Origin of the sequence: Mesorhizobium sp. M0815, assembly GCF_040319995.1 — a bacterium.
Classification (GTDB): Bacteria; Pseudomonadota; Alphaproteobacteria; order Rhizobiales; family Rhizobiaceae; genus Mesorhizobium.
Genome location: NZ_JAMYOU010000001.1, coordinates 13,994 through 39,992 on the forward strand (window position 1 = coordinate 13,994; position 25,999 = coordinate 39,992).

Sequence of the window (25,999 nt, forward strand, 5' to 3'; positions counted from 1 at the left end):
GCAGGTCCGCAGCTTTTGCTTTTTGAAGGACGGATCGTCTGTTCGGCACGGCGATCCTCAACAGGCAGCGTCGGAATGCGTCGTCAAGATCGACGAGAGTCTTTGACCAACCTCGTCGAGCACCACCGACCACGCGCGCCCTTCCTTACGAATGACGACGCCCTTCGGATACCAAGGCGTTCGATCGCCGATGACTGGCCACGCCGTCTGAAAATTGTCGTCGATCAGGAAAATAGTCGGAATACCAAGTGCTCCGGATAGATGAGCCGCCGTGTTGCTGATCGTCACGACGGCATCGAGCGCTGCGACCTGTGCAGCGAACCGGTCCATATCGACCATCTGGTCAACGCTGTCGTCATAGATAAGACGCGCGTCATTGCCATTGCGCAGGCGCCGCAGCGCCGGCTTGATCTGTCCGTACTGAAGCGAAACGAATGTCGCTTGTGTCTGGGCGATGAACCGTGCCCATTCGGGGAAGTCAGGCACGTCCTTGGTGTGGGATTTGCTACCCCAGGAGAGGCCGACCAGCGGCAGATCCGTGATCGAGCGATAATGCTTGCGGAATGTCTCGACGAGCCCAGGATCTGCTCGCAGCGGCACGAAGTCGGCGGCAAGTTTCTCGGCATCGCGTCCGAACACCCAGGCGAGATCTTCGAAGGTCGCATGTTTGTCGCCGATCACATCCTGCTGCGCCGGGACCACGGTCGCCTTCGGGAACGTTCGCTGCAGAATTGATATGAGCCGCGGCTCTGCCCGAATTGTTGCACTTTGCGCATAGGCAGCGGCGGCGCCGGCCAGTCGCGCGTGGCGGATAACCCGGCCAAGGCTGCGCGGGTCATCCTCCACAAGATCGATCAGCAGTGTATCCGAACCGAGGTTCTCCCCGGTCCACTCGTTGGCATTTTTCCCCTTCCGCAGCCGGCGAGCGGTAAGCCGTAGCTCGGCCGCCCGGGCGAAGTTGCCCAGCCGTTCGAAGGCCTGTCCTGCCTTCTGCATCAGCTCGGCGTTGCGGGAACGGTCAGCCATGATGGCCATTTCATTGATACTTGCTTCAAGGCCTGTCCAGTCCCTGCGCGCGATCAGCGCGTCGGCCTTGGCCTGCAGCTCAAGAACGGAATGAGGCTTGGAGCCGGCAAACAATGTCCGCGCGGCCTTTGTGTATCGGCGCAATCGCAGGCCTATCCCAGCAATCACATACCTGACATAGGAACCGTGATAAAAACTGGTCATCGCCGTCAGCGCAAAACGCTTTGCCGCAGCTGCTTGCTGCCCTCGACGATCGGGCCGGACGCCTCCAGGTGAAAGATCGAGCGATAAATTTCGCTGCGCCTGGCAAGCTCGTCATGAGTCCCGGCGTCCGCCAGAATGCCAGCGTCAAACACCAGGATGCGATCGGCTGCCTTGATGGTTGAAAGCCTGTGCGCAATGCAGATCACCGTGCGCTCGAATGCATCGTCGAAAGCAGCCTCCATGACCGCCCGTTCGTTTTCGCCGTCAAGCGCGGACGTTGCTTCATCATAGACGATTACCGGAGCATTCTTGAGCAGCGCGCGCGCGATGGCGACGCGTTGTTTCTGCCCGCCCGACAGGTTGGTGCCACTCGGCCCGACAAGAGTGTCGAGCCCGTTTTCAAGGCTGGAGGAAAAGCTGGTGACCCGGGCGAGGTCCGCCGCGGACTCGATTTCCTGATCGGTGGCGCCCGGGCGTCCGTCGCGGATGTTGTCGCGGATCGAGCCTTCGAACAGGAAGACATCCTGTGACACCAGTGCGATATTGTCGCGAACGTCGGCGAGGCCGATCTTGGAAATGTCCTTTCCGTCGATGAGGATCCGGCCCTTGTCCGGCTCAATGAGGCGCAGGATCAGATTGACGATGGTGGTCTTGCCGGCGCCGGAGCGGCCGACGATCGCCAGCTTCTCACGGGGCCGTACCTCGAAGGAAACGCCGTGCAGCGCCGGGCTGTTGCCTTCGTAGGAGAAGGCCACATCTTCAAAACGGATACCGCCCTCGACATCGGTGAGGCGCTCGCCGGCGGTTGCGAGTTGTCGCTGCTCGGGCGTATCGATCAAATCATACATCTGCTCAACCGCCACCATCTGCTTCTGGATATCGACATTGACGCGGGCCAGCCGCTTGGCGGGCTCATAGGCAAGCAGAAAGGCGGTTATGAAGGCCATGAACTCGCCCGGGGTCTTGCCGTTGCCGAGGGTCTGCCAACTGGCATAAATGACGAACAGCCCGATGATCACGCCGCCGCCGGTCTCCATCAACGGACTCATCAACGCTGACGTCCGGTTTATCTGGATGCCGCGCCTTTCCATCTTGCCGACGGCCTTTGCGAAGCTGGCGACCGCCTTGTCTTCGAGCTGAAAGGACTTGATGGTCCGGATACCTTCGACGGCTTCCGTGCCGATCGACTGGACCAGTGCAGCCAACTCCGTCTCGCCCCTTGCCAGCGCCTTGAGCTTCCTGGTTATGGCGCCCACCGACAGGAACAGCAGCGGCAGAACCGCCACGGATATCAGCGACATCATCGGATCCTGCTTGACCATGACGCTTGCCAGGCCAATCAGCGTCAGCACATCGGAGACGGTGCTGCTCGTGAGCGTCAGAATAACGGATGACCCGGCGCGCGCGTTGAACATGATCTTGGAGACGAATTTCGCCGGATGCTGATTGGCGAAACGACCGATGTCGAAACGCACCATTCGAGAAAACTGGCGGTTTTGCAGGTCCGAGACGATAGCCCGGCGAATCTTTCCCGTCGTGATGGTCTGGCAATAGGCGGCTATGCCCTTAACCAGGAAAATGCCGATGATTACGGCGCTGATACCCCATGCGGCGGCAGCGTTGCGTTCCACATAGATGCTATTGACCATGGTGCTCATGATCCAAGCCGACGCGGCGGTCGTCGCCGCAACGGCGATCGAACACAGCAAACCGGCGAGATACAGCGTTTTGTGCGGCGGCAGGTTCTCGATGATCAGACGCTTAACCAGCGGGTATGCCAGCACCGCCGAAATTCGTCTCTTTGCGCTCATTCCATTTCCCGATGCGATGTGCGTTGGTACCGGAGGGCCTCTGCTCTCTGCCGACCCGCACGATTTCGGGACGCCGCTTGAGCATCCGCGATAGTTCATATCCTATTCCATGTCTGTGGCTTCGTTCGGAGCCGCAGTCAATGCCGAACCCGACTCATTGAATGGCGACCGTCAAGGCTGCCGCACGGGCTCAATCGGCTCGGTGATACGCCGCGTCCTTGACAAGCTTTGTTCCTTCGGCTCAATCGTTTGCCAATAGCTTGGGTGCATTCTCGTGGTGGGCGAAAATAGTGTCTGACATTCACAACGTGCCCTCCAAGAGGGCTGCGACCAATGGTTGGTTTTCCGACTTGGTGTGTGCATCGACGTTCTTTGGGGTGGTATTTCCCGTCGGATTTGCACGCCGGTTGGTCAGAGTGATCTGCCGACGGCTCCAAAGAACGCATTCCAATGATACATTTTGGATTGAACGAAGAACCAAGAACGATTTGAACTCGATGACCAATCAGTTTTGAAGACAATATTATGACCAATATATTGGGCATATCGGCTTTCTACCACGACAGCGCGGCCTCCCTCGTCGTCGACGGCGCCATCATTTCGGCGGCCCAGGAGGAGCGGTTCACCCGTCGAAAAGCCGACGAACGCTTCCCCTCAAACGCCATTCGGTCCGTTTTGCAGACCGGCGGTGTCTTGCTGAAGGATGTGGACTACGTCGTATTCTATGAAAAGCCGCTGCTAAAATTTTCGCGTCTGCTTGAAACCTATCTCGACGCCGCTCCTAGCGGATTCGATTCATTCCGAAAGGCGATGCCCGCTTGGCTGACGGGAAAATTATTTCAGAAGAGGATCATTTTCGACGAACTCCGCAGAATCGACCGCGGCTTCAAGGATCCATCCCGGATCCTTTTTTCCGAACACCACGTGAGCCACGCGGCCAGCGCGTTTTTCCCGTCGCCCTTTAACGAAGCTGTGGTTTTGACTCTCGACGGCGTTGGCGAGAAAGCAACCACGACAGTTGCGATCGGCAGGGGCGCAACTCTCGATGTCGTGCGGGAATTGCGGTTTCCGCATTCGCTCGGGCTTCTATACGCAGCGTTCTGTTATTATCTCGGCTTCAAGATAAACAGTGGCGAATACAAGGTGATGGGGCTGGCCCCCTATGGTGTGCCTCGGTTCAAATCGCTGATCCTGGAAAAGCTGGTCGACCTGAAGGAGGACGGAACCTTCCGTCTCGACCAAAGCTATTTCGCGTATGCCACTGGACTGAAAATGACGAACGCACGGTTCGCCAGCCTCTTCGGACAGCCGGTAAGGCGCCCTGATACCGATCCGTTAACTGATTTTCACATGGACGTTGCCGCGTCCATCCAAGGCGTCGCCGATGAGATCGTTCTTCGGCTGACCCGCAGCTTGGCACGAGATTTTGCAATTCCCAATCTGTGCATGGCCGGCGGTGTGGCGCTTAACTGCGTGGCGAACGGCAAAGTGCTCAGAGATGGTGCCTTCAAGAGAATCTGGGTTCAGCCCGCAGCCGGCGATGCCGGAGGCTCGCTTGGGGCCGCACTCGCCGCCTGGCATCTTAAACTCGGCGGTGAGCGGGTTATAGCCAAGCAAGATTCCATGAAAGGGAGTTATCTCGGTCCGGAATTCGGTCAGAGCGAGATCGAAGCGCAACTCAGCCGAGCCAAAGCCGTTTTCGAAGTCATGCCAACCGACCAACTGATCGATGCCACGGCTGCGGCGCTGGCCGACGGCAAGGCGGTGGGGTGGTTCCAGGGCAGGATGGAATTCGGACCACGGGCGCTTGGCAACAGATCCATCCTTGCAGATCCGCGGTCGGACCATATGCAGAAGACGCTCAATCTCAAGGTCAAGTTTCGCGAGAGTTTTCGTCCGTTCGCCCCCTCAGTCCTGTCGGCACATGTGTCGGACTGGTTCGATCTGGAGGGTGAATCGCCTTATATGCTCCTCGTTGCTCCGGTTAAGCAGAGCCGTCACCGCGCGATGACTGCATCCGAGGCCGCTATGTTCGGAATAGACAAGCTGAACGTCCGTCGGTCCGAGATTCCTGCCGTCACGCATGTCGACTATTCGGCCAGGATTCAGACGGTGCACGTCGAGACCAACCCGCTATACCACGCGTTGATCACCCGGTTTGAAGCGCTTACCGGCTGTCCTGTCTTGGTGAACACCAGTTTCAATGTGCGCAGCGAGCCGATCGTATGTTCCCCGACGGATGCTTTTCGCTGCTTCATGGGAACGGATCTGGACGTGCTGGTGGCTGGTAACTGCGTTCTCCATAAGCCGAAGCAGGATTCCGCCCTCGCAATGGACTACCGCGGTGAGTTTGAGCCCGATTGAGCACGCGCACGAAAGGCGTTGCTACATGGTGTCGAGATGAACGTGGTTAAAAAGCAACTTTGGAGAGCGCGGCGCACTTTGCGCAAAGGCCTCATTATGCTTCTAGGCGATAGGGCGCTGCTCCAGATCGGTTTCCCAGGCTTGATTGCCAAATGGGCTGGTTGCCCGACACCTTTGGTTCGGCCAAACCCCTATACCCTATATGAGCTGAATCCTGTGTGGCACTCGGGCAACGGCAGATCGAGACACAATAGCCTGGGCTTCCGGGGCCCGGAAACCGCCATGCCGAAGCCGGAGCAATGTCTAAGAGTTGTCTGTATGGGAGAATCGTCTACTTATTGTACCGGAATAGAAGACGATAGCCGTACTTATCCGCACCGGCTGGGCGAATACCTGAGGGATCTGAAACCGGGAGTCGAAATTGACATCGTCAACGCAGGAGTTGGCGGATATACCTCGGTCGAGAACGTTTTGAGACTTCTTTTCCACGTAGCACCATTGTCACCTAATCTTATCGTATACTACTATACCCACAATGATGTTCATCCTCGCCGACTGGAAGGACTGTCTCGAGACTACAACCAGTATTCCTGCTCCTGGTTCGAGCCACCGTCAGGTGGCGGGCTTTCGGGTTGGTTCAAAAGACGGCAAAATCTGGCGACCGCGTATGTCGGGAACATTGTTCGACGTCGAGGCGATGGACGTCGAAATTCGAAGCACATTGCGCACAATCCACCAGACGCGTTTCGTGCGAACTTTAGTGCACTGGTCGTCCTCGCAAAGGCAGCCGGAGCCTCGGTTCTCTTCGTAAACCCCAATTATCGGCAGGAAGACCCAATCGATCCCGCTGCAAACGCGGTTTGGGAACACAGACGCATTGTGGAAGACATAGCCAAGCGAACCGGCGCCTCGGTCGTTGATCTCCATGGATCGTTGCCTTACCTTTGCCAACGCAGCGAGACTTTGGATAGAAATTATTACGACGAGGTGCATTTCACCGAGAAGGGAGCGGATTCTGCTGCCAGGATTGTTGCCAACGCGATTATGGAACAGGGTCTTCTGAACTTTTCCAAAGAGAAACCTCTAATATACTGACGTATACGAGAGAAAAACTATGAATGTTTTTCATGAATAGTATATTTTTTTGGACATCCGCTGCTTTGCTGGTTGTAGCCGCAATAGCATTGGTGCGGATGGTCATAAAAAAACGAGGAAAAGCTGACGAGGAAGCTGAGCCGGAGGACAATTACCCTCTCTGGTAGGCCCTAATCCCTCGGTCTGCCTTGGGTTACGCCAGACGTGCGCGAGAGAGATCCCCCGGTCCCAAGGGCGCGGCTCATGTTGCGTTGCCGATCCACCAAAGGCGATTTCTGCACAACTGTCGGGGTCAGCGGACAGCCCGACAGACGCCTCAATGAAGCGTGAAGCGGGACCAGACTGCGCCGCGACAACATGCGCCAAAAGAACCGCATCTGAGGTCTGACGTCGTTCGAATAGTCAATCTTGAATCCTTCTGATTGCAGCTAGCCGCGAAGCGGACTACATGTCCGGCATTGCGGTTGGGGCCAGCTGTGACCACTATGGAGCGACTGTGCCATTTCTGGAGCGAGTTAAACGAAGGTACCTTCGGATACGCAATCGACTCGGATACGCCAAACCTGTCCGTCTGATGGCGTCGGATAAATTGAACGCGAAGTATGGCGACTTTGTAAGCTCTGGCGCCATTACTATACGCAAAACCCCCGTATTAACTTCTGACGACATATTCTTCACGATGGGGAGTTGCTTTGCGCAGGAAATTCGACGCGCGTTGACAAACAGACGCATCGCATGCGTCCCGTCCTACGGAAATATCAGCTTCGACCCCGCGGAGGCCATTGTAGATGAGCTGCCTCGGCAGGAACATATGAACTTCTACAACACTTTCACTGTTCGCCTCCAGCTCGAGCAAATGCTTGGCGTGTGGGATCAGGCAGACGACGACTGGTGGCAGGTCAAGAAACGCGTCCCTTGGGGCTCGGCCAGCTTTCAGGACCCGTATCGGCGCGGTATTTTCGCCAAATCTCCGGAAGTTCTCAAAGAGGTGATCGGGAGCGTAAACCGGGAGATGCGGGCTGGCTTCGATGCCGCCACGGCATTCATATTCACCTTTGGAATGACCGAGGTCTTCATCAACAAGGCCAGTGGCAAAGCAGCAGCGCAGAAGCCGCTCTATCTCGGCGGCGGCGGAATGCAGGAAACAACGCTTCACGTCAGCAGCTTTCAGGAAAACTACGCCAACGTGATGGCTGCCGTGGACATGGTCCGTGAACGCAAACCCGATGCGCCGATAATTCTCACGGTCTCACCGGTTGCATTGGCGCGCACATTTCAGGACGCGGATGTCGTCACCGCGAGCACTGAAGGCAAGTCCGTTCTTCGCGCCGTGCTTGGTCAAGTCTGCCGGGAACGGGACAATGTCCATTATCTTCCCTCGTTCGAGCTTGTCACCTATGGAGGCCTCGCTCGTAGCTACAGAGAGGACTTGCGGCACGTAAAGAACTCAGTCGTCGACGAGATCGTTGAGCAGTTCTTCAATGCCTATTTTGCTCCGTCTCAGGTGCCATCAAGCGAGAATTGATACCCGTGCCCTGCCGATTTCCATCATGGCTTTCGGCGACGTCCTCGCTTCATCCGATGGAGAGCCGCCGCAACCATTCAGGACTAGCTTGCCTTTACGACAATCGCCTGCCCCGTTGGAAGTTCGATAATGCCTTCCGGGCGGTTTTCGAAGAATTGGTCAAAGGCCTTTCGGGCTCCAGGACAGAGCGCGGAGCCGTAGTCATCGCATATGATGATGCCATGTGCGCACACCCGATCGTAGAAGAAGGCAAGCGCGTCACGCGTCGGCTCGTATAGATCGACGTCAATATGGACCAGGGCGAAACGCCGGTCGGCTACGCTGGGAAAAGTTTCCGGTATCCATCCCACATGAAAAGTTGTGTTGCCGAAGTCCGAAATATTCTCTCTGGCTACCCTCTCGTCAGTGCTGAGATCGCCGGACTTCCACGGCGTTTGGCCGTTTCGCTTGCGATCCTCTGCGGTCGGTTCCGAGAGGCCGGCGAACGAGTCGAAAAGGTGATAGTGCCGTGGCCGAAGATCGCTCATCAGCATGAATATCGTCGACCGGCCTTGCCTTACGCCGCATTCGGCCACATCGCCGTCGATCCGCTCGATCGATCGTAGGCAGCTTTGCAGGACAAAAGCTCGCGGATCTGGAATCCCGCGGATGTTTTTGACCCGCTGCAGTGCCTTGCGGAAAAATGGCTGGTCCTTCCAGACCATATGGCTGGAATAGACATAGAAGCCGTATCTGTCCGCCTTCTTCTGTGCGATCTTATACCAAGCCACGCCTCGGCGTTTGTTTGAAAAAACAGCAAGTGCCGCGTCTCTCAATTTCACCTGTATCCTCCAGCATTCGGTATGTGTTCTGATGACGGCAGAGAGAAACTCTGCCGTCATCAGACGCGAAATGACGTCGAGTTCCGACTGAAGGACATGGCCTTATCCCGCAACGAAGCGCTTCCGGTGCACGTAATAAGCCAAGATCGGGAATGGAACTCCCATGCACTGCGACTCAAGATCACGGTCACGTACCAGGCCGGTCCGGAAATTGGTCGATTGCCAGCGGAAGTTAGCACACTGCCCGGCTTAATCTGCGCGCCGCAACGATGGCGCGGCACCTCCTCATCACATATTTGCGCACAGCAGGGCAATGCCCGCAGCAGATGTGCGTCGAAAGTGTCAGGCGCCCTCGTCGCGCCTGGAGCGTCAGAGAGCCCAACTCGGCGACCAGGGAGATCAGGCCGTCGCGATCGCGGATCAGTCTCGCCGCGCTCGCCTTGGTCAGTCCCCTGCCCTCGAGATCCTGGAATGCTACGGTAGCCCTGGGCCGACAAACGGGAGCATAAATAGTTCCCCTGTCGGCAAGGCAAGCCATGTTTGTTCTTGCTTTGTGCCGGCAGCTATGCTACTAATTTGCTTATGGTGCTGATTTGCGCCAACGACCGCCTTGCCCGCGACATGCGGTTTTTCAGCCAGGCTCGACAAAGCTCGCCCGCATTGCGGGCCTTTGGCCAATCACGGTCGAGTGCCAGCCTTTTCGGCAGCTTCCGAGAAGGGAAATCGGAATAGCAGCTTCCGGTTCTCGTCGCAGATTTCGAAGGAAAGACCTGTCAGGACCGGGCTGCCGCTGAGCAGGCCCTCGGCCAGGATTTCCTTGGCCGAAGCCATGGCGTTATCCTGAGCCGCGGACAAACCGTCCAACTCCTGACCCTCGAAATCTTCCGTCAAGCGGCCGTCATTGTTTCGGAAGTGAAAAAAATATCTCGGCATGCCGGTTCCGGTTGGTCGGTTTATCTAATTTTAGCCTTCATGCGTCAGGTCGATCGAACAGCACCCCCAGCCCATGTTCGAACGCACATGCCGCAATCATGTCGTCCAAGGCTTTTCCGGAGACCGGGCAATTCGGCATGACAGCCCTGATGGCGATCTCAGCCGCTGCGGTAGAAACCTCATCGTGGCGCCTCTTCCTGGTCTCGATATATTGCTCGATCAGAATTTTCAGGCGCCGCGCTGCAATCTCGTCAACGACCATGGTTCTCCCTCGATTCGGCACAATGTCCGTCTTCCGGGGTCCGTCTTGCGGGTGAACGGTCCGCCGCCATTGGGTAGCAGCGGACCACTCGGCTGGGTGAGCCAACGGCCCGAGGCGGGGGTGTCTCGGACCGCCACCACAATAGCTTCGAGAGGCCACACGTTCCACAGGACGCTGCCGTTGGTAATTTTCGTACACTGAACATTGCCGCGGGCAGTCCGGGACTGTGGGATTTTTTGGCTAAGCCGCCGTCGCCGGATGCCGGATCAGCTCCGGCTTTGATAGCTGTAGATGCCGGCGCCGATCGCGACCGCTCCTACGGTTATCAGGATCGATGGCAGCCCCATCGACGTGGCGATGATCCCCCAGACGATGGCGACGGCAATTGCGCCGGCCGTTCCCAACACCAGTCTAAGCCGTTTCGACATTATCTGTTTCCCCCGAAAAGCGCATCTTTGGTCTTTTTCTGATCGAAATACCGCAATGCGGCACCATTGTCTGCGCTTTGTCCAACGTTTTTACGCCGCCCCTGAGCCCGACCGCTGAGGCGTAAGCGATCCGTATGCGGCCTTGTTGCAAACACCCGCTCGACAATGAGGAAGCTTGGGCGAAAGCCCGAGAAGCGAGGCGTCAGAAAGCGAGGTATCTATGCAAAATTTTCGGAATTTACTCCGGTTCACAATCATGGGCATGGCGGCCACGACAACCGCAATAGTCATCACAGGCCTTACCCCCGAGACAACCGAAGCGACTTTGATTTGCCATAGGGTGGTCTGCCAGAAGGCGAGCAATGAACGCAGTGCTTTCGGCACCAAATATCAGCGCAAGTGCACCTGCGAAAATGTAAGCGAGGGCGCTAACAACTATCCCTCCCCGCGCAACGCAAACAAGGGGCCCATCGGCGGTTCGAGCGGCACCAGCAGCTCAAGCGGCAGCAGTGGTTCGAGCGGCACCAGCAGCTCAAGCGGCAGCAGTGGTTCGAGCGGCACCAGCAGCTCAAGCGGCAGCAGTGGTTCGAGTGGCAGCAGTGGTTCGAGTGGCAGCAGCGGCTCGAGCGGCACCAGTGGTTCAAGCGGCAGCGGTGGTTCAAGCGGCAGCAGCGGGTCGAGCGGCACCAGTGGTTCAAGCGGCAGCAGCGGGTCGAGCGGCAGCAGTGGTTCAAGCGGCGGCAATGACGGAACAAGCAGCGGCGGATCCAACGGCAGCGGTGGAGTGTAGCAGCTGCTCAAGTGGCTCCAGCGGCGGCGGGTGGGCACACCACGTGACCCGTGCCGGCCGCCCACGACGATCAAACCCTCACGACAACGGGAGTAGTAGCTTGACGCTCCAACCGAAATCCGCGACCGCGCCCCTCACCGGCCTTGCAGGACTGCTTGGTCTTGCGCTGGCCGTCGGGGTGCTCGTCGACAGAAGCTGGCCTGTGCATTTGCAGGCCATGACTGTCATTGCAGCTACCGCGGCAGCGATGATCGCGGTCGACACGGCCTATTTCCAGACGTTTCGAAGGCGTTCAACGGGATTGCAGGCAAAGCCGATGCGAGCGCTTGAAGTCGAGCGCGTCATGCGCAAACTCATCGGCTTCATCGTCACGCTCACGACGATTGCCGCAGTCTACTGGATATTGCCGGAATACCGGCGTGAGTTTTACGCCCCCTACTGGGCAGCTCTCTACGACACCTTGCCGGCGCTGCTCGTCGCCGCGCCGCTTTATGTTGCTTATGTCGATCGCCGGCAAACCGATCCGGAAGATTCATATGCCGAAATCGGTGCATTCGTCCTCGGCGGCGCCGTGCCGCAAAGGACTGAGCAGATACGCCAGCATGTGCGGGGCTGGATCGTCAAAGGCTTCTTCCTGCCGCTGATGTTCGTCTATCTGTGCTCCGCGCTAGGTTCGATCCTGGCCGGACTGGAACAACCGTATCAATTCGACATCATGCGCTGGCACGCTTTTGCAATCGATCTCCTGTTCATGGTGGATGTCCTTGTCGCGGTCGTCGGCTACATTTTCACGCTGCGCGTCCTCGACAACCATATCCGCACCGTCGAGCCCACTGTGTTCGGCTGGCTGGTTTGTCTTGCCTGTTATGAACCCATGAATGCCGCCACCCGTGCCTACCTGAATTACGAAACGGGCGTCAACTGGACGGCGGTGATGCCCACACCGGCGCTCCAGGTTTTCTGGGGATCGGCGATCGTCTTCTGCGTCTTGATTTTTGTCTGGTCCACCGTGAGCTTTGGCCTGAGATTTTCCAATCTCACCAACCGCGGAATCATCACCTGCGGACCGTATCGCTGGATCAAGCACCCCGCCTATGTTTCGAAAAACCTCTCCTGGTGGCTGGTCTCCGTCCCTTTCCTCACCGCCACGGGACCCGCTGAAGCGCTGCGGCACTCCGCCATCCTGCTCGGGCTCAACGCCGTCTATGCACTTCGCGCCATCACCGAGGAACGCCATCTGTCACGCGACCCCGATTATGCCGCCTATTGCGATTACATCGCCGAGAACGGTGCTGTAGCCCAGTTCAAACGACTGTTCGCGAAAGCGAGTCGGTCGCCGATCGGGCGTTCCGGCTGAATGATATCTTGTTTTGAGGGTTAGCGGCAGCTGGCGCTATCGTCGCAGCGCATCCGCGCGATGCCGATCCTCGCCGCTCACCGGCAACGGCCTATCGCCCTCGAGCAGGCGGGTGATCCGGGCGAAGCCGGCAAAAGCCTTTCTCGCTTCCTCGGCCGACATCCGGCCGGCCATGGCCGCAGCACAGCAATTCACCGCACATTGGTAAACCGGCCCGCGCCGCCCGGCCGGCCATTTTCGCAGGAATGCCATCGCTTCGGCAACGCTGTCGATTTCCTCCACAGGCTGTCCCTGTCCGCGCAAAATCCGCACGGGCGAAAAGAATTGCAAGCGGTCCATCATTTCCTCCCCGTCGACCGGATGCGTGCGATCGAACCCCACTAAACTCGCGAACTGGCCCTTTGGTTCCCGGCAAAAGAGGCTTGCCATGAAAAATGTTGGCTGGACGGCAAGCTCCGGCAGTCCCCATTGCGCGACATCTTGCCGTTGTACGGGAACGTTAGCGCGACTGATGCATTTCGATCCCACGAGCAGTCTTTTTGAGGGAAATGCCAAAACATGAGATTAGCCCATGTGGCGCCGCTCCATGAATCCGTGCCACCCCGGTTCTATGGAGGGACGGAGCGCATCGTCTCCTATCTGACCGAAGGATTGGTCGAGCTTGGCCATGACGTGACACTGTTCGCCAGCGGCGATACCAAAACGTCGGCGAAATTGGTGGCGTGTCGCGAGCGTGCGCTGCGTCTCGATCCGCGCCCCCACAAATCCGAAACCGCGGCACATCTCTCTATGCTTGCCGAGGTGAGGAACCGTGCGCAGCAGTTCGACGTCATCCACTTCCATCTCAGCCACTTCCTGCATTTTCCTTTCTTCGAACACATGCCCGACCGGACGGTGACAACACCGCATGGCAGGCTCGACTATGTCGATCTGGCGCCGGCCTACGAACGTTTTCCGCGCTTTCCGATGATCTCGATTTCCCGCAGCCAGAGAGCCGGACTCGCCAAGGCCAATTGGCTGGCGACCATCCATCACGGGCTGCCGATCGATATCTACGAGCCGACTTTCGAGACGGATGCGGACGAGCCGTATCTGGCCTTCCTGGGCCGGCTGTCGCGCGACAAGCGCCCCGATCGTGCCATCGAGATCGCCTTGCGCTCCGGGCTGAAACTGAAGCTTGCGGCAAAGATTGGCGATGACGACCGCGCGTTTTTCCACGACACGGTCGAGCCGCTGATCGACGGCGACCGTGTCGATTATATCGGCGAGATCGAAGAGGACAGAAAGGCGGAATTCCTCGGCAAGGCGGCCGGCCTGCTGTTTCCGATCGATTGGCCGGAGCCGTTCGGCCTTGCCGCGATAGAGGCGATGGCCTGCGGCACGCCGGTAATCGCCTGGAATTGCGGTGCCCTGCCGGAGATCATCGACCACGGCGTGACCGGTTTCCTTGTCGATAAAGTCGACGCTGCGGTCGCCTCGATACCGGAATTGCTACGCCTCGACAGGCGTCAGGTGAGAGCCGTATTCGAGAACCGTTTTTCTGCCACGAGAATGGCCCACGACTATGTGGCAGCCTATGCGCACCTGATCGGTGCTCCCGGTGAAGCGAGAGCGTCCTGATCGGCGTCATTGTGGAAGTTGAGAACGAAACGACAGAGTTTGTGACGAATGAATCAACTCGACGAGCGTAAGCTTGATCCCGCCGTAGCCCTTGCCTCTCTCGACGAGGTCGCGCCTCGGGAGCCGCACCGGCTGTTCGCCCTCAAGCAAGGCGACTGCTTCGCGGTGGCCGACGCCTATGGCGACATCCGCGGCGCCGGCGACGGCTTTTTCCGAGACGACACGCGTGTGCTTTCGGAATTTCGGTTGACGGTCGGTGGCCGGCAAATGTCGCTGCTCGGCGCATCGCTCAGCCAGGACAATGTGCTTTTCACCTCGAACCTGACCAATCTGCCGATTCAGAGTGTCGGTGGCCGGGATATTCCGCAGGGCGCGATCCACATAGAACGCGTCAGGCTGCTTTGGCAGGACCGGCTGTTCGAGCGCATCACCCTTTCCAACTACAGCCAGGAATCGTCGGCCATTCGGGTTTCCTTGCATTTCGCAGCAGATTTCCGTGACATGTTCGAGGTGCGCGGCTCGACCCGGCCCAAGCGCGGGATAGCCCATGCCGCCGAGACCAGTCCGACGTCCGTGGTGCTTCGATATGACGGGCTGGACCAGCTTGTGCGCCTGTCGGCGATCTCGTTCTCGCAAGCCCCGGACAATTTGACCACCAACCGTGCGGATTTCCTGATTGCGGTGACTAAGCGCAGCAGCGAGGTCCTCTATATCGAAGTCGGCCCGGAAGTGGCGGAGACACCCGACCGCGACCGTTTTCGGGCTGCCGCCGCCCGCGCTCGCTTCGGCATGCGCGCCAAACGCCGCCACGGCGCGACGGTGCACAGCTCTGGCCGCGTCTTCAACGACTGGATCGAGCGCGCGCGCGCGGACGTGGCGTTGCTGACCACCGAGCTTGCAACCGGACCTTACCCCTATGCCGGCATACCCTGGTTCTCGACGGCGTTTGGCCGCGACGGGGTGATCTCCGCACTGCAGATGCTGTGGTTGAATCCCGGGCTGGCGCGCGGCGTGCTCGCCTTTCTCGCCCAGCATCAGGCAACCGAAACGTCGCCGTTCAGCGATTCGCAGCCGGGCAAGATCATGCACGAGACCCGCAAGGGCGAGATGGCGGCACTGCGGGAGCTCCCGTTTGGCCGCTATTACGGCGGTGTCGACACCACGCCGCTCTACATTCATCTCGCTTGTGCCTATGCGGATCGTACCGGCGACATGGCGTTCATCGACAGCCTGTGGCCATCGCTCTGTGCTGCGGCCGAATGGACCGAAGAGATAAGCCGCGCGACCGGGTTCGTTACCTATCAGCGCGGCGCCGAGTCCGGCCTCGCCAACCAGGGCTGGAAAGACAGCTTCGATTCGGTCTTCCATGCCGATGGCCGCATGCCCAAGGGGCCGATCGCCCTGGTGGAGGTGCAAGGCTATGTCTTTGCCGCGTTCCGTGGGCTGGCAGCGCTCGCCCGCCGCCGTGGCGAGGACGACAAGGCCGATCATTGGGACGAACGCGCCGAAACCACGCGCACCGCGGTCGAACGCCATTTCTGGATGGACGATCTCAATTTCTACGCCATGGCGATCGACGGTGCCGGCGAGGTCTGCAAGGTACGGACGTCGAATGCCGGCCATCTCCTCTATGTCGGGCTGCCCGAGCCGGAACGGGCGCAGTTGGTCGCCGATCAGCTGCTCTCGGCGTCGTTCCACTCGGGTTGGGGCGTCAGGACGCTGGCCGACGATGCGATATTCTTCAATCCCATGTCTTACCACAACGGTTCGATCTGGCCGCACGACACTGCCATGTGCGGTGCCGGCCTGGCACGTTATGGCGTACGCGACAGCGTGGTGCGGCTGATGAGCGGCACGTTCGAGTCGGCTGTCCATTTCAACATGCGGCTGCCGGAACTGTTCTGCGGTTTTACCAGGTCGCCGGGCGAAGCGCCGATCGCCTATCCCGTCGCGTGCCTGCCGCAGGCCTGGTCGGCGGGATCGGCCTTCATGTTGATGCAGGCCTGCCTTGGCCTGGAAATCGATGGCTGGGACGGTGAAATCCGGGTCACCCGCCCGAGGCTGCCGATCGGCATCGACACGCTGACACTGCGGCATCTGGGTGTCGGCTCGGCGGTGGTCGACCTCACATTCCAGCGTGTCGGCGATCGGGTCGTCGCCTTTCTCGCCGATCGGTATGAGGGGATGGTACCGCTCATCGTGCGCACCTGACGCCGCCTCGCAGCGGCGCATCGAAAACGACGCGCGGCACCGCAATCGTCCGGAACCGATAGCCTCTTTGTGCGTTGCAAAAATGGGCGGCGTGGGAACTGTTGTTGTCGCACGGCAGCGAACCAGAAAAACCAATAAAAACGGCTATCGGCGGCCGGAGGCGAGATCACATTCCATGTCAGATTATACTGTAGACCTGCTCTGGGTTTTGCTGATTGCAAGTTTTGGCTTTTCCGCTTTTGCCATTCTCCTATCGATATCCCGCCAGCGCCGCGGCCGCGCAACGGCGGCCGCATACACGCCGAGCGAGGATGTCGCATCGGAAGCGGCACGCAAGGTGCTGCGCGAGTTCGAAAAGAACGGCCAGTCGGCCGACGCGGCGCTGGTCACATGGTCGCCCGACACATTGCGTAAGATCCTGGCCGACGACCTGCCGGACGCACAGGTCATCGTCGTGTCCAACCGCGAACCTTACATCCACAACATCAAGGATGACGGGGTCCAACTTCTGGTGCCGGCCAGCGGGCTGGTTTCGGCACTCGAGCCCATCACTCGCGCCTGTGCCGGAACCTGGATCGCCTATGGCGGCGGAACGGCAGACCGTCTCACGGTCGACAAGGACGACCGGGTGCAAGTGCCGCCAGGCAATCCGTCCTACACGCTGCGCAGGGTCTGGCTGACGGAGGAGGAATATCAGGGCTATTATCTGGGCTTCGCCAATGAGGGCCTATGGCCGCTTTGCCATATCGCCTTCACCCGCCCGATCTTTCGCGCCTCGGACTGGGACGCCTACGAGGCCGTCAACCGCAAGTTCGCCGATACGGTGGTTGCCGAAGCACGCAACGAGCGGCCGATCGTGCTGGTGCAGGACTACCACTTCGCGCTGCTGCCGCGCATGATCCGCCAGCGCCTGCCGGACGCCATCATCATCACCTTCTGGCACATCCCGTGGCCCAATTCGGAAGTGTTCAGCATCTGTCCGTGGCGTGAGCGGATCCTGGAGGGATTGCTCGGCAGTTCGATCATCGGCTTTCATACCCAGTTCCATGCCAACAACTTCACCGAAAGTGTCGACCGCTTTCTGGAGAGCCGCATAGAACGGGCCGACGCGGCGATCTCCTATGGCGGACAGACCACGTTGGTCCACGCCTATCCCATTTCCATAGAATGGCCGGCCCAATTGCTGGCAAGTTTGCCGTCTGTCGAGGAGTGCCGCGCCCGTGTCCGCGATAGATTCGGCCTGTCTGCGGAGACCAAACTATGCGTTGGCGTCGAGCGCCTCGACTACACGAAAGGCATTCTCGATCGCTTCCATGCCTTGGACGAATTGTTCACCAGATATCCCGAATGGATAGGCAAGGTGGTTTTCCTGCAGATCGCGGCGCCGAGCCGGGGGACATTGCCGGCCTACCAGCAACTCCATGACGAATGCCGCCGCTGTGCCGAGGAGCTCAACCGGCGCTATGGCAGCGAGACATACAGCCCTATCCTGATGGTCGCCGAACATCATCGGCAGGAGCAGGTCTACGAGGTCTATCGCGCCGCCGACATCTGCATGGTCACCAGCCTGCATGACGGCATGAACCTTGTCGCCAAGGAATTCGTCGCGGCGCGCGACGACGAACAGGGCGTGCTTTTGCTCAGCACCTTCGCCGGCGCCTCGCGCGAATTGCTGGAGGCACTGATCGTCAACCCCTACGACGCAGCCATGATGAGCGAGGCGCTGTTGCAGGCGCTGACGATGACGCCGGAAGAGCAGCGCGAGCGTTTGCGGCCGATGCGCGAGATGGTCCGCGACAATAATGTCTACCGCTGGGCCGGCAGCATGTTGCTGGATGCCGCGCGCCTGCGCAAACGCGGCGATCTCGACAGGGTGACCGGAACTGGCGAGCGCCCGCCGTCGAACACCAACAACGTCATCTCGATGTTCGAGCGGGCACGGAAGGCAGCGTCGTGAAAAGCTTTGAACAACCGCCGGCGCCGGACCTGCCGGAAGGGCAATGGGCGCTCTTCCTCGACATCGACGGAACCCTGCTGGAACACGCTGCCCATCCCGACGCGGTGTCGGTCGGCGAGGAATTGCGCAATCTGCTTGGGCACATCGAGCAGCGGCTGGATGGTGCGGTCGCCTTCATCACCGGCCGCTCGATCCCCGCTGTGGACAAGCTGTTCCACCCGCTGAAGCTGAGGATCGCCGGCCTCTATGGGCTGGAGCACCGGCTGACGCCGACGGGTCCGATCGATGCCGCCGACGCGCCTGCCGACATCGCCGCCCTTGCCGACGAGATCGAGGCCGAACTGGGCAGCGGCAAGGTCTATGTCGAGCGCAAGGGTCCGGTCCTTGCCGTCCATACAAGAGCAGCGCCGCAACTGCTTGCGCCGGCAATCCAGTTGATCGAACAGGCATTGGCCCGGCTTCCGAAGGGTTATCGGGTGCTTCCCGGAAACGCCGGCGTCGAGCTCATGCCTCTGGAAGCCGTCAAAGGTGCTGCCATCCGGCGTTTCATGGACATTCCGCCCTTTGTCGGCCGGCGGCCGATATTCCTCGGAGACGACACATCGGACGAACACGGTTTCGAGGCCATCAACGAAATTGGCGGCATCTCGATCCGCGTGAAGCCGAACGGACCGACGGCCGCAACCTATGTCCTCGATGGCGTGACCGGCGCAATAGCCTGGCTCGGGGCCAATTTCGAAGTCTCGCCGGTCTCCGGTGCTCGACCGGCCGACAACAAGGCAGAGACCGAATCAAGGGCGAAGCTCAATATCGCAGCCACGGCAGCGTCCGGTCGATAAGCGCGTTTCTCATTGAATATCTTTAAGCCCAAAGCCGGCAGATCGTCTGCTTGCCGGTTCCCCTGCGTCAGGCTTAACCTGCGTGCCACGCGTGGAGGCGCGTGCGGTAACAAGGGGAGGACATCTCTATGACCATACAAGGCGCATCACCGGACCTGTACAATGAGGATCTCGCTCCGGCGAAGGTTCGAAACTGGGGACCGTTCTCGATCTTCAACGTCTGGACGTCGGACGTCCACAGCCTGTGGGGCTACTATCTCGCTGCCAGCCTGTTCCTGTTCTGCGGCGGCTTCGTCAACTTCATCATCGCCATCGGTATCGGTTCGCTGATCATCTATGCGTTGATGAACATGGTCGGCTATGCCGGCGTGAAGACCGGGGTGCCCTACCCGGTCCTGGCGCGCGCCTCCTTCGGCATCTGGGGCGCCAACATACCGGCGCTGGTGCGTGCCATCGTCGCCTGCTTCTGGTACGGCGCGCAGACGGCGGCGGCCTCCGGCGCGATCGTAGCCCTGCTGATCCGCTCGCAATGGTTCGCCGACTTCAACCAGAGCACACATTTCCTCGGCCACTCCGGGCTCGAGGTGATCTGCTTCGCCGTCATCTGGGCGCTGCAGCTCCTGATCATCCAGAGGGGCATGGAAACGGTGCGCCGCTTCCAGGATTGGGCCGGACCGGCGGTGTGGGTGATGATGCTGATCCTGGCGATCTATCTTTGCATCAAGGCAGGCACCTTCGCCTTCACCAGCGACATCCCGATGGATGTGCTGCTGGAAAAGACCAAGGACGCGGGCGTGCCGGGCACGCCGGGCTCCTGGACCTCGCTGTTTGCTGTAGCGGCGATCTGGGTGACCTATTTCTCAGCGCTCTACCTCAACTTCTGCGATTTCGCCCGTTATGCGCCGGACAAGGCATCGCTGCGCAAGGGCAACATCTGGGGCCTGCCGGTCAATCTCATCCTGTTCTCGCTGGTCGCCGGCGTCACCACGATCGCCGCCTTCGACGTCTATGGCGAGGTGCTGCTGCATCCTGACCAGATCTCGGCGAAATTCGACAGCTGGTTCCTGGCGGCGCTCGCGGCCCTGACCTTTGCCGTAGCGACGCTTGGCATCAATGTGGTGGCAAACTTCGTGTCGCCGGCCTTCGACTTCTCCAACGTCTTTCCACGTCAGATCGACTTCAAGAAGGGCGGCTACATCGCGGCGCTGATCGCGCTGGTGCTCTATCCCTTCGCGCCCTGGGAAGGCAGTGCCGCCTCCTTCGTCAACATCATTGGCGCGACGATGGGGCCGATCTTCGGCGTGATGATGGTCGACTACTACCTGATCCGGAAGGGCGAGGTCGATGTCGAGGCGCTCTACACGGAGAATGGCGAATTCCGCTTCCAGGGCGGCTGGCATGTCAATGCCTTCATCGCCGCCGGTATTGGCGCGGTCTTCTCGTCGATCCTGCCCAACTTCACCAGCCTGCTGCCGTCCTGGTGGGGCGTCTATGGCTGGTTTTTCGGCGTGGCAATTGCCGGCGTCATCTATTACGTGCTGCGTACGATGGCACTCGGCGCCTGGGCCAAGATGGCCAAGGCCTAAACGGATTCGGGGCGGCGCAAGCCGCCCCGTTCATTCTGCGACCATCTCGGCCAGGCGGCGCACGGTGTTCCAGTTGCGCGACGTGCCGATGCCGAGGCGTTTGTGGCTCACCGCCGCAAGCAGCCGCGAACTCGGCGTCTCGCGCGAAAAGACGATCCAGATGTCGCCGCCGACCGCCTGCAGCTTTTCATTCCTGCCGATATAGGCCTGCAGCGCAGAGACCGCATCGGGGGAAACAGGCGCCCGCATCACGCGCACCGCCACCTGGTCCGCGGCTTTAGCCGATTCGGCTGGGAACGGATTGCCGGCCGCCAGCCTCAGCCAGCCGTCGGCGCGGCGCACGATGATGTCGACATGGCGGCCAAAAGTCTTTGCGAACGCCGCCTCCAGCCGCTGCTCCAACGCCGCGAGTTCTGTCTCCTGCGCCTCGAAGACCAGATTGCCGGTCGCCACCAGTGTGCGCGGGTTGTTCAGGCCCAGGCCTTCGGCCATCGCCTTGAGATCGGACATGACGACCCGCCGCCCCTCGCCCAGGATGATGCTGTAGAGCAGCGCGACGTAAGTTCGCATCGGCGGCTAATCTAGACCAGCCGCGACTGCTCTACCGCCGCCTCGATGAAGCTGGCAAACAGCGGGTGCGGATCGAGCGGCCGGCTTTTCAACTCGGGATGATACTGCACGCCGATGAACCAGGGATGGTCGGGATATTCGACCGTTTCCGGCAGCACGCCATCCGGCGACATGCCGGCAAACACCAGGCCGCAATCCTCGAGCCGCTCCTTGTAGTCGACATTGACCTCATAGCGGTGGCGATGGCGTTCGGAAATCTGCGTATCGCCATAGATCTCGGCGATCTTCGATCCCTTGGCGAGGTCGGCCTGGTAGGCACCGAGCCGCATGGTGCCGCCGAGGTCGCCGGTTTCCCTGCGCTTTTCCAGCATGTTGCCCTTCAGCCATTCGGTCATCAAGCCGACGACCGGCTCCTCGGTTGGACCGAACTCGGTCGATGATGCGTGCTCGACGCCGGCCAGCGAACGAGCCGCCTCGATGCAGGCCATCTGCATGCCGAAGCAGATGCCGAAATATGGCACCTTGCGCTCGCGCGCGAACTTCGCCGCCAGGATCTTGCCCTCCGAGCCGCGCTCGCCAAAACCGCCGGGGACGAGAATGCCATGGACCTTTTCCAGCCACGGCGCCGGGTCTTCCTTCTCGAATATCTCGCTTTCGATCCAGTCGAGCTTGACCTTGACCCGGTTGGCGAGGCCGCCATGCGACAGCGCCTCGATCAGCGATTTGTAGGCATCCTTGAGGCCGGTATATTTGCCGACGACGGCGATAGTCACCTCGCCTTCCGGATTGTGGATGCGGTTGGACACCGCTTGCCATCGTTCCATGCGCGGCTTCGGCGCCGGATCGATGCCGAAGGCGGCCAGCACTTCCGAATCCAGCCCTTCATTGTGATAGGCCATCGGCACGTCGTAGATATGCGGCACGTCGAGCGCCTGGATGACGGCGCTTTCTCGCACGTTGCAGAACAGCGACAGTTTTCTGCGCTCTTCCTTGGGGATCGGCCGGTCGGCGCGGACCAGCAGGATATCAGGCGCAATGCCGATGCCGCGCAACTCCTTGACCGAATGCTGTGTCGGCTTGGTCTTCAGTTCGCCCGCCGTCGGAATGTAAGGCATCAAGGTCAGGTGGACGTAGACGGCGTTGTTGCGCGGCAGGTCGTTACCGAGCTGGCGGATCGCCTCCAGGAACGGCATCGCCTCGATGTCGCCGACGGTGCCACCGATCTCGCACAGCACGAAATCGTAGTCGTCATTGCCGTTGAGGACGAAGTTCTTGATCTCGTCGGTGACGTGCGGAATGACCTGCACGGTGGCGCCAAGATAGTCGCCGCGCCGCTCGCGCTCGATGATGTTCTTGTAGATGCGGCCGGTGGTGATGTTGTCCTGCTGGTTGGCCGAGCGGCCTGTGAAGCGCTCATAATGGCCAAGATCGAGATCGGTCTCGGCGCCGTCGTCGGTCACGAAGACTTCGCCGTGCTGGTAGGGCGACATCGTGCCGGGATCGACATTGAGATAGGGATCGAGCTTTTTGATGCGTGCGCGATAGCCCCGCGCCTGCAAGAGAGCCCCAAGGGCCGCTGCAGCAATGCCTTTTCCAAGTGAGGAAACCACGCCGCCTGTGATGAATACATATCGCGCCATGGGAGTCATCGCTTAACGCGGCCGAATTGATTCCGCCAGAGAAAAAACCGCCGCGAAGGCTTTTTCCCAAGAAGGCGCTCTGGTCATTGGCGTATCAAAACAAAAGGGCCGGCGAGGCCGGCCCTTTTGGCACGATCTGTCGAGGCGTCAGATGATGACGACCTTGGTGCCTACTTTCACCCGGCGATAGAGATCCATGACGTGCTCGTTGATCATGCGGAAGCAGCCATTGGAGGCGCTGGTTCCGATCGACTGCGGTGCAATGGTACCGTGGATGCGCAGATGGGTATCCTTCTTGCCATCGTAGAGATAGATGGCGCGCGCACCGAGCGGATTGTCGCCGCCGCCGGGCATACCGTCCTTGTACTGCCCATAATGCTTGGGTTCGCGCTTTTGCATATCCAGCGTCGGAATCCAGCGCGGCCATTCCTGCTTGTCGCCGACGGCAACCGTCCCCTTGAACTGCAGGCCTTCGCGGCCGACCGCAATGGCATAACGGCGGGCGGTTGACGATGATTCGACGAGGTAGAGACGGCGGGCGCTGGTATCGATGACGATGGTGCCGGGGTTGTAGCCGGTGAATTCGACCTCCTGCGGCACGAATTCCGGCTTGACCTTGAACTGGCGCTTGGCCTGCTTCCTTTCGAGCGCGGCGTCGAGCGCGCGCGTCTCAGGAAGCAGCGACATCGATGAAGACGATGTGCCGCCGAACAGTCCCGCGAACAGCCCGACGCTCTGCGGCTTCTGCCCGACCGGTTCGCTGCGCAATTCGCCATTGTTGCCGGTCAGCGCAACGTTCATGGCCTCGGCCGGGATCGGCTCGGCCGACTGGATCGGCGCGATGGGTGCGATCGGTTCGATGATGTTGACGGTCTTCTTCTTGGCCGGCTTGGCATTAGCCACCTTGACCGCCGCGACCGGCTGGCTCTCCTTGGCAAGGAATGCCTGCCGTTCCGCATCGGCCTTGGCTTTCGCCGCCTCGCGCATCGCCAGCTTCCTGGCTTCGAGTGCCTTGGCGCGAGCGGCTTCCTTGTCGGCTGCGATCTTGGCTTCGATCTTGCGGATCTGCGCAAGGTCGTCCGGCGTCGGATCTTTCTTCTTCTTGAGAAGCTTCAATTGCGCCGCATCGCTTTTGGCAGCGACGTTGACGACGTCAGTTGTTGTCGCGGCTTTATGAGCCGAATTTGCCGTCGGCATAGCCGCATAAGCGGGCGCACCTAGGCTGAGCACGGCACAAAGGCCGGCAAAAATGAAGCTGCGAAGCTGCATGGGGAAGATCCGATCGTTCAATGCTTGTTGCCCACGGCGTCGCCCGGCGCCCCCCAAGGACGCCGAAAATGCCGCGTGCAATGTATAATCGATTAGCCGGAAGCGCCTCAAGCGTAGGGCGCGGTCGAATCTTCGTGATCGTGCGGCATTTGCCGCGACTGTGTTCAAACGACAACAGATCGCGGCATCAGATGCCCGATTACTGGTTGGGGACTTGCGGCGTGGCCGGCGCGGTGGCGCCGTTTGTCGCTGGCGGCGTCGCCGGAGCTGTTGCCGGAGGCGTCGTTGCCGCGCCATTGCCGGACGGCGGGGTCGGCGCCGTGTTGCCTGAAGGCGGCGTCGTGGTGCCGGGCAATTGGTTGAGTACGCCCTTGCCTGCCCCGTCCGAGGTCGCCGGGACGCGATCGAGAATGTCGATCGGCTTCTCGCCATAGCGCGCGACGATCGACAGTGTCAGCGAAGTGACGAAGAAAGCCGCGGCCAGGATCGCTGTCGCCCGCGTCAGCGCATTGGCGGCGCCACGCGCGGTCATGAAGCCCGATCCGCCGCCGATGCCGAGACCGCCGCCTTCGGAGCGCTGCAGCAGCACCACGCCGACAAGCGCGAGCACGACCATGAGGTGGACGACGATCAGTACGGTTTCCATAATTTATCCTGGCAAGGCCTTGTGCGGCCGCTGATTTGGAGGCGGCTCAATACAATGCTTTGACGGCATTTCCAAGCCCGTGGCCGGAATATGGGAAGCAATGCGTCCTTTGCAACGATTCCGGCGCCGGCCGTCCGCTCAAATCCAGCAAGCAGTCCCGGTATCAAGCGATGTTTCGATAGGCTTCCGCGATGCCGAGGAAGTCCGCTGCCTTCAGGCTGGCGCCGCCGACCAGCGCGCCGTCGACATTCCTGACGCCGAGCAACTCGACGGCGTTGGACGGCTTGACCGAGCCGCCGTAGAGAATGCGCATCTTGGCCGCCGTATTGCCAAGCTTCCGCGCCAGTTCTTCACGGATATGCGCATGCGCCTCGGCGACGTCGGCGGCGGTCGGGGTCAAGCCGGTGCCGATCGCCCATACCGGCTCATAGGCAATGACGCTGTTGGACGCCGTGGCGTCTGGCGGTACCGAGCCCGCAACCTGGCGCGACAGCACGTCAAGCGTGGCTCCTGCTTCGCGTTCGGCTCTTGTCTCACCAATGCAGATGATAGCCACCAGCCCGGCGCGCCATGCGGCGGAGGCCTTGGCCTGCACTATGGCATCGTTCTCCTTGCGATCAGCACGGCATTCGGAATGGCCGACGATGACATGGCTGGCGCCTGCATCCTTCAGCATCTCCGCCGAAATACAGCCGGTATAGGCGCCGCTTTCCTCGGTGTGGCAATCCTCACCACCGGCCCGGACCGGCGTGCGCGACAGAATCTCGGCGGCGTGCGCAAGCAAGGTCGCCGGCACGCAGACCACCGCTTCGGTCTCGGCGTCGAGCCCGCTCATGAAGCCGTTGCCGATCATCCTGAGCTCGTTGAGCGAGGCGCTGGTCCCGTTCATTTTCCAGTTGCCGGCGACGAGCGGGCGGATTCCAGGCGTCATGGGATTTGTTTCTCCGGGCAATTTCCAGCTGGCTCTCACTATCAAAATCAGGCCACAAAGCAATCGACAGTGAGCAGGAAGGGCGCTATTGCGCTTGTTTCAGACTCGGCGCAT

At 60.1% G+C, this 25,999-nt stretch carries 22 protein-coding genes; 9 read left to right on the top strand and 13 right to left on the bottom strand.

The features are described from left to right. Positions 1-57: 57 nt before the first annotated feature. A complete protein-coding gene (locus NKI01_RS00065; protein ID WP_156948029.1) occupies positions 58-1,170 on the bottom strand; it encodes a glycosyltransferase family 9 protein in 1,113 nt (370 codons plus the stop codon). A 65-nt stretch (positions 1,171-1,235) separates the two neighbouring features. Further along, positions 1,236-3,041, bottom strand: a complete 1,806-nt coding sequence (locus NKI01_RS00070; protein WP_051409617.1) for an ABC transporter ATP-binding protein — start codon at positions 3,039-3,041, stop codon at positions 1,236-1,238. A 525-nt stretch (positions 3,042-3,566) separates the two neighbouring features. On the opposite strand from NKI01_RS00070, the gene NKI01_RS00075 reads away from it, so the two are divergent. The 3 genes from NKI01_RS00075 (at position 3,567) to NKI01_RS00085 (ending at position 8,025) form a co-directional block, all read left to right on the top strand. Continuing rightward, positions 3,567-5,405, top strand: coding sequence for a carbamoyltransferase family protein (locus tag NKI01_RS00075; protein WP_352494617.1), 1,839 nt, complete (start codon positions 3,567-3,569; stop codon positions 5,403-5,405). A gap of 282 nt (positions 5,406-5,687) precedes the next feature. Continuing rightward, positions 5,688-6,500: an SGNH/GDSL hydrolase family protein gene (locus tag NKI01_RS00080; protein WP_352908373.1), complete on the top strand. Its 813-nt coding sequence runs from the start codon at positions 5,688-5,690 to the stop codon at positions 6,498-6,500. Positions 6,501-7,179: 679 nt separating this feature from the next. Next, positions 7,180-8,025, top strand: a complete 846-nt coding sequence (locus NKI01_RS00085; RefSeq protein ID WP_352816243.1) for a GSCFA domain-containing protein — start codon at positions 7,180-7,182, stop codon at positions 8,023-8,025. A gap of 83 nt (positions 8,026-8,108) precedes the next feature. On the opposite strand, the gene NKI01_RS00090 is transcribed toward NKI01_RS00085, so the two are convergent. The 5 genes from NKI01_RS00090 to NKI01_RS00110 all read right to left on the bottom strand — a co-directional run bounded on the left by NKI01_RS00090 (position 8,109) and on the right by NKI01_RS00110 (position 11,213). Then, the gene (locus tag NKI01_RS00090; RefSeq protein WP_051409619.1) at positions 8,109-8,846 is read right to left on the bottom strand and encodes a TylF/MycF/NovP-related O-methyltransferase; all 738 of its coding nucleotides are present in this window, start codon (positions 8,844-8,846) and stop codon (positions 8,109-8,111) included. Positions 8,847-9,524: 678 nt separating this feature from the next. Beyond that, positions 9,525-9,779 (bottom strand): DUF6894 family protein, encoded by a 255-nt coding sequence (locus tag NKI01_RS30840; RefSeq protein ID WP_023717696.1) that lies wholly within the window; start codon positions 9,777-9,779, stop codon positions 9,525-9,527. A 37-nt stretch (positions 9,780-9,816) separates the two neighbouring features. After that, positions 9,817-10,041, bottom strand: coding sequence for a hypothetical protein (locus tag NKI01_RS00100; protein WP_023717697.1), 225 nt, complete (start codon positions 10,039-10,041; stop codon positions 9,817-9,819). Between the two features lie 266 nt (positions 10,042-10,307). After that, positions 10,308-10,469 carry a hypothetical protein gene (locus tag NKI01_RS00105; RefSeq protein WP_023717698.1) on the bottom strand — a complete coding sequence of 54 codons (162 nt, stop codon included), beginning with the start codon at positions 10,467-10,469 and terminating at the stop codon, positions 10,308-10,310. A 435-nt stretch (positions 10,470-10,904) separates the two neighbouring features. Continuing rightward, positions 10,905-11,213, bottom strand: a complete 309-nt coding sequence (locus NKI01_RS00110; RefSeq protein WP_352961455.1) for a hypothetical protein — start codon at positions 11,211-11,213, stop codon at positions 10,905-10,907. Between NKI01_RS00110 and NKI01_RS00115 the strand changes: the two genes are divergently transcribed. Further along, positions 11,213-12,616, top strand: coding sequence for a methyltransferase family protein (locus NKI01_RS00115; protein WP_352961458.1), 1,404 nt, complete (start codon positions 11,213-11,215; stop codon positions 12,614-12,616). The genes NKI01_RS00110 and NKI01_RS00115 overlap by 1 nt on opposite strands. A 36-nt stretch (positions 12,617-12,652) precedes the next feature. Here NKI01_RS00115 and NKI01_RS30845 read toward each other — a convergent pair whose 3' ends face one another. Continuing rightward, a complete protein-coding gene (locus tag NKI01_RS30845) occupies positions 12,653-13,144 on the bottom strand; it encodes a DUF982 domain-containing protein (RefSeq protein WP_502899415.1) in 492 nt (163 codons plus the stop codon). 30 nt (positions 13,145-13,174) lie between these two features. Here NKI01_RS30845 and NKI01_RS00125 point away from each other — a divergent pair, with 30 nt between their 5' ends. From NKI01_RS00125 to NKI01_RS00145, 5 genes are all read left to right on the top strand, one after another. Then, on the top strand, positions 13,175-14,236 hold the full coding sequence (locus tag NKI01_RS00125) for a glycosyltransferase family 4 protein (protein ID WP_352961461.1): 1,062 nt from the start codon (positions 13,175-13,177) through the stop codon (positions 14,234-14,236). A 48-nt stretch (positions 14,237-14,284) separates the two neighbouring features. After that, entirely contained in the window at positions 14,285-16,447 is a 2,163-nt protein-coding gene (locus tag NKI01_RS00130; protein WP_352494610.1) for an amylo-alpha-1,6-glucosidase, read from the top strand. 175 nt (positions 16,448-16,622) lie between these two features. After that, a complete protein-coding gene (locus NKI01_RS00135; RefSeq protein ID WP_352482652.1) occupies positions 16,623-18,404 on the top strand; it encodes an alpha,alpha-trehalose-phosphate synthase (UDP-forming) in 1,782 nt (593 codons plus the stop codon). Further along, on the top strand, positions 18,401-19,243 hold the full coding sequence (gene otsB, locus NKI01_RS00140) for a trehalose-phosphatase (protein ID WP_023717704.1): 843 nt from the start codon (positions 18,401-18,403) through the stop codon (positions 19,241-19,243). The genes NKI01_RS00135 and otsB overlap by 4 nt, the downstream gene beginning before the upstream one ends. Positions 19,244-19,371: 128 nt before the next feature. Then, positions 19,372-20,829: an NCS1 family nucleobase:cation symporter-1 gene (locus NKI01_RS00145; protein WP_352961464.1), complete on the top strand. Its 1,458-nt coding sequence runs from the start codon at positions 19,372-19,374 to the stop codon at positions 20,827-20,829. Between the two features lie 30 nt (positions 20,830-20,859). Here the strand turns inward: NKI01_RS00145 and NKI01_RS00150 are convergent, their stop codons facing one another. The 5 genes from NKI01_RS00150 to tpiA all read right to left on the bottom strand — a co-directional run bounded on the left by NKI01_RS00150 (position 20,860) and on the right by tpiA (position 25,885). Next, positions 20,860-21,399, bottom strand: coding sequence for a DUF1697 domain-containing protein (locus tag NKI01_RS00150; RefSeq protein WP_023717705.1), 540 nt, complete (start codon positions 21,397-21,399; stop codon positions 20,860-20,862). A gap of 11 nt (positions 21,400-21,410) precedes the next feature. Next, positions 21,411-23,039, bottom strand: a complete 1,629-nt coding sequence (pyrG, locus tag NKI01_RS00155; RefSeq protein WP_352448839.1) for a CTP synthase — start codon at positions 23,037-23,039, stop codon at positions 21,411-21,413. A 147-nt stretch (positions 23,040-23,186) separates the two neighbouring features. Further along, positions 23,187-24,308 carry a L,D-transpeptidase gene (locus NKI01_RS00160; protein ID WP_352844067.1) on the bottom strand — a complete coding sequence of 374 codons (1,122 nt, stop codon included), beginning with the start codon at positions 24,306-24,308 and terminating at the stop codon, positions 23,187-23,189. A gap of 199 nt (positions 24,309-24,507) precedes the next feature. Beyond that, complete coding sequence (secG, locus tag NKI01_RS00165) at positions 24,508-24,954, bottom strand: preprotein translocase subunit SecG (RefSeq protein WP_352494606.1); 447 nt, start codon at positions 24,952-24,954, stop codon at positions 24,508-24,510. Positions 24,955-25,117: 163 nt separating this feature from the next. After that, positions 25,118-25,885, bottom strand: a complete 768-nt coding sequence (tpiA, locus tag NKI01_RS00170; RefSeq protein WP_352961470.1) for a triose-phosphate isomerase — start codon at positions 25,883-25,885, stop codon at positions 25,118-25,120. Between the last annotated feature and the right edge of the window lie 114 nt (positions 25,886-25,999).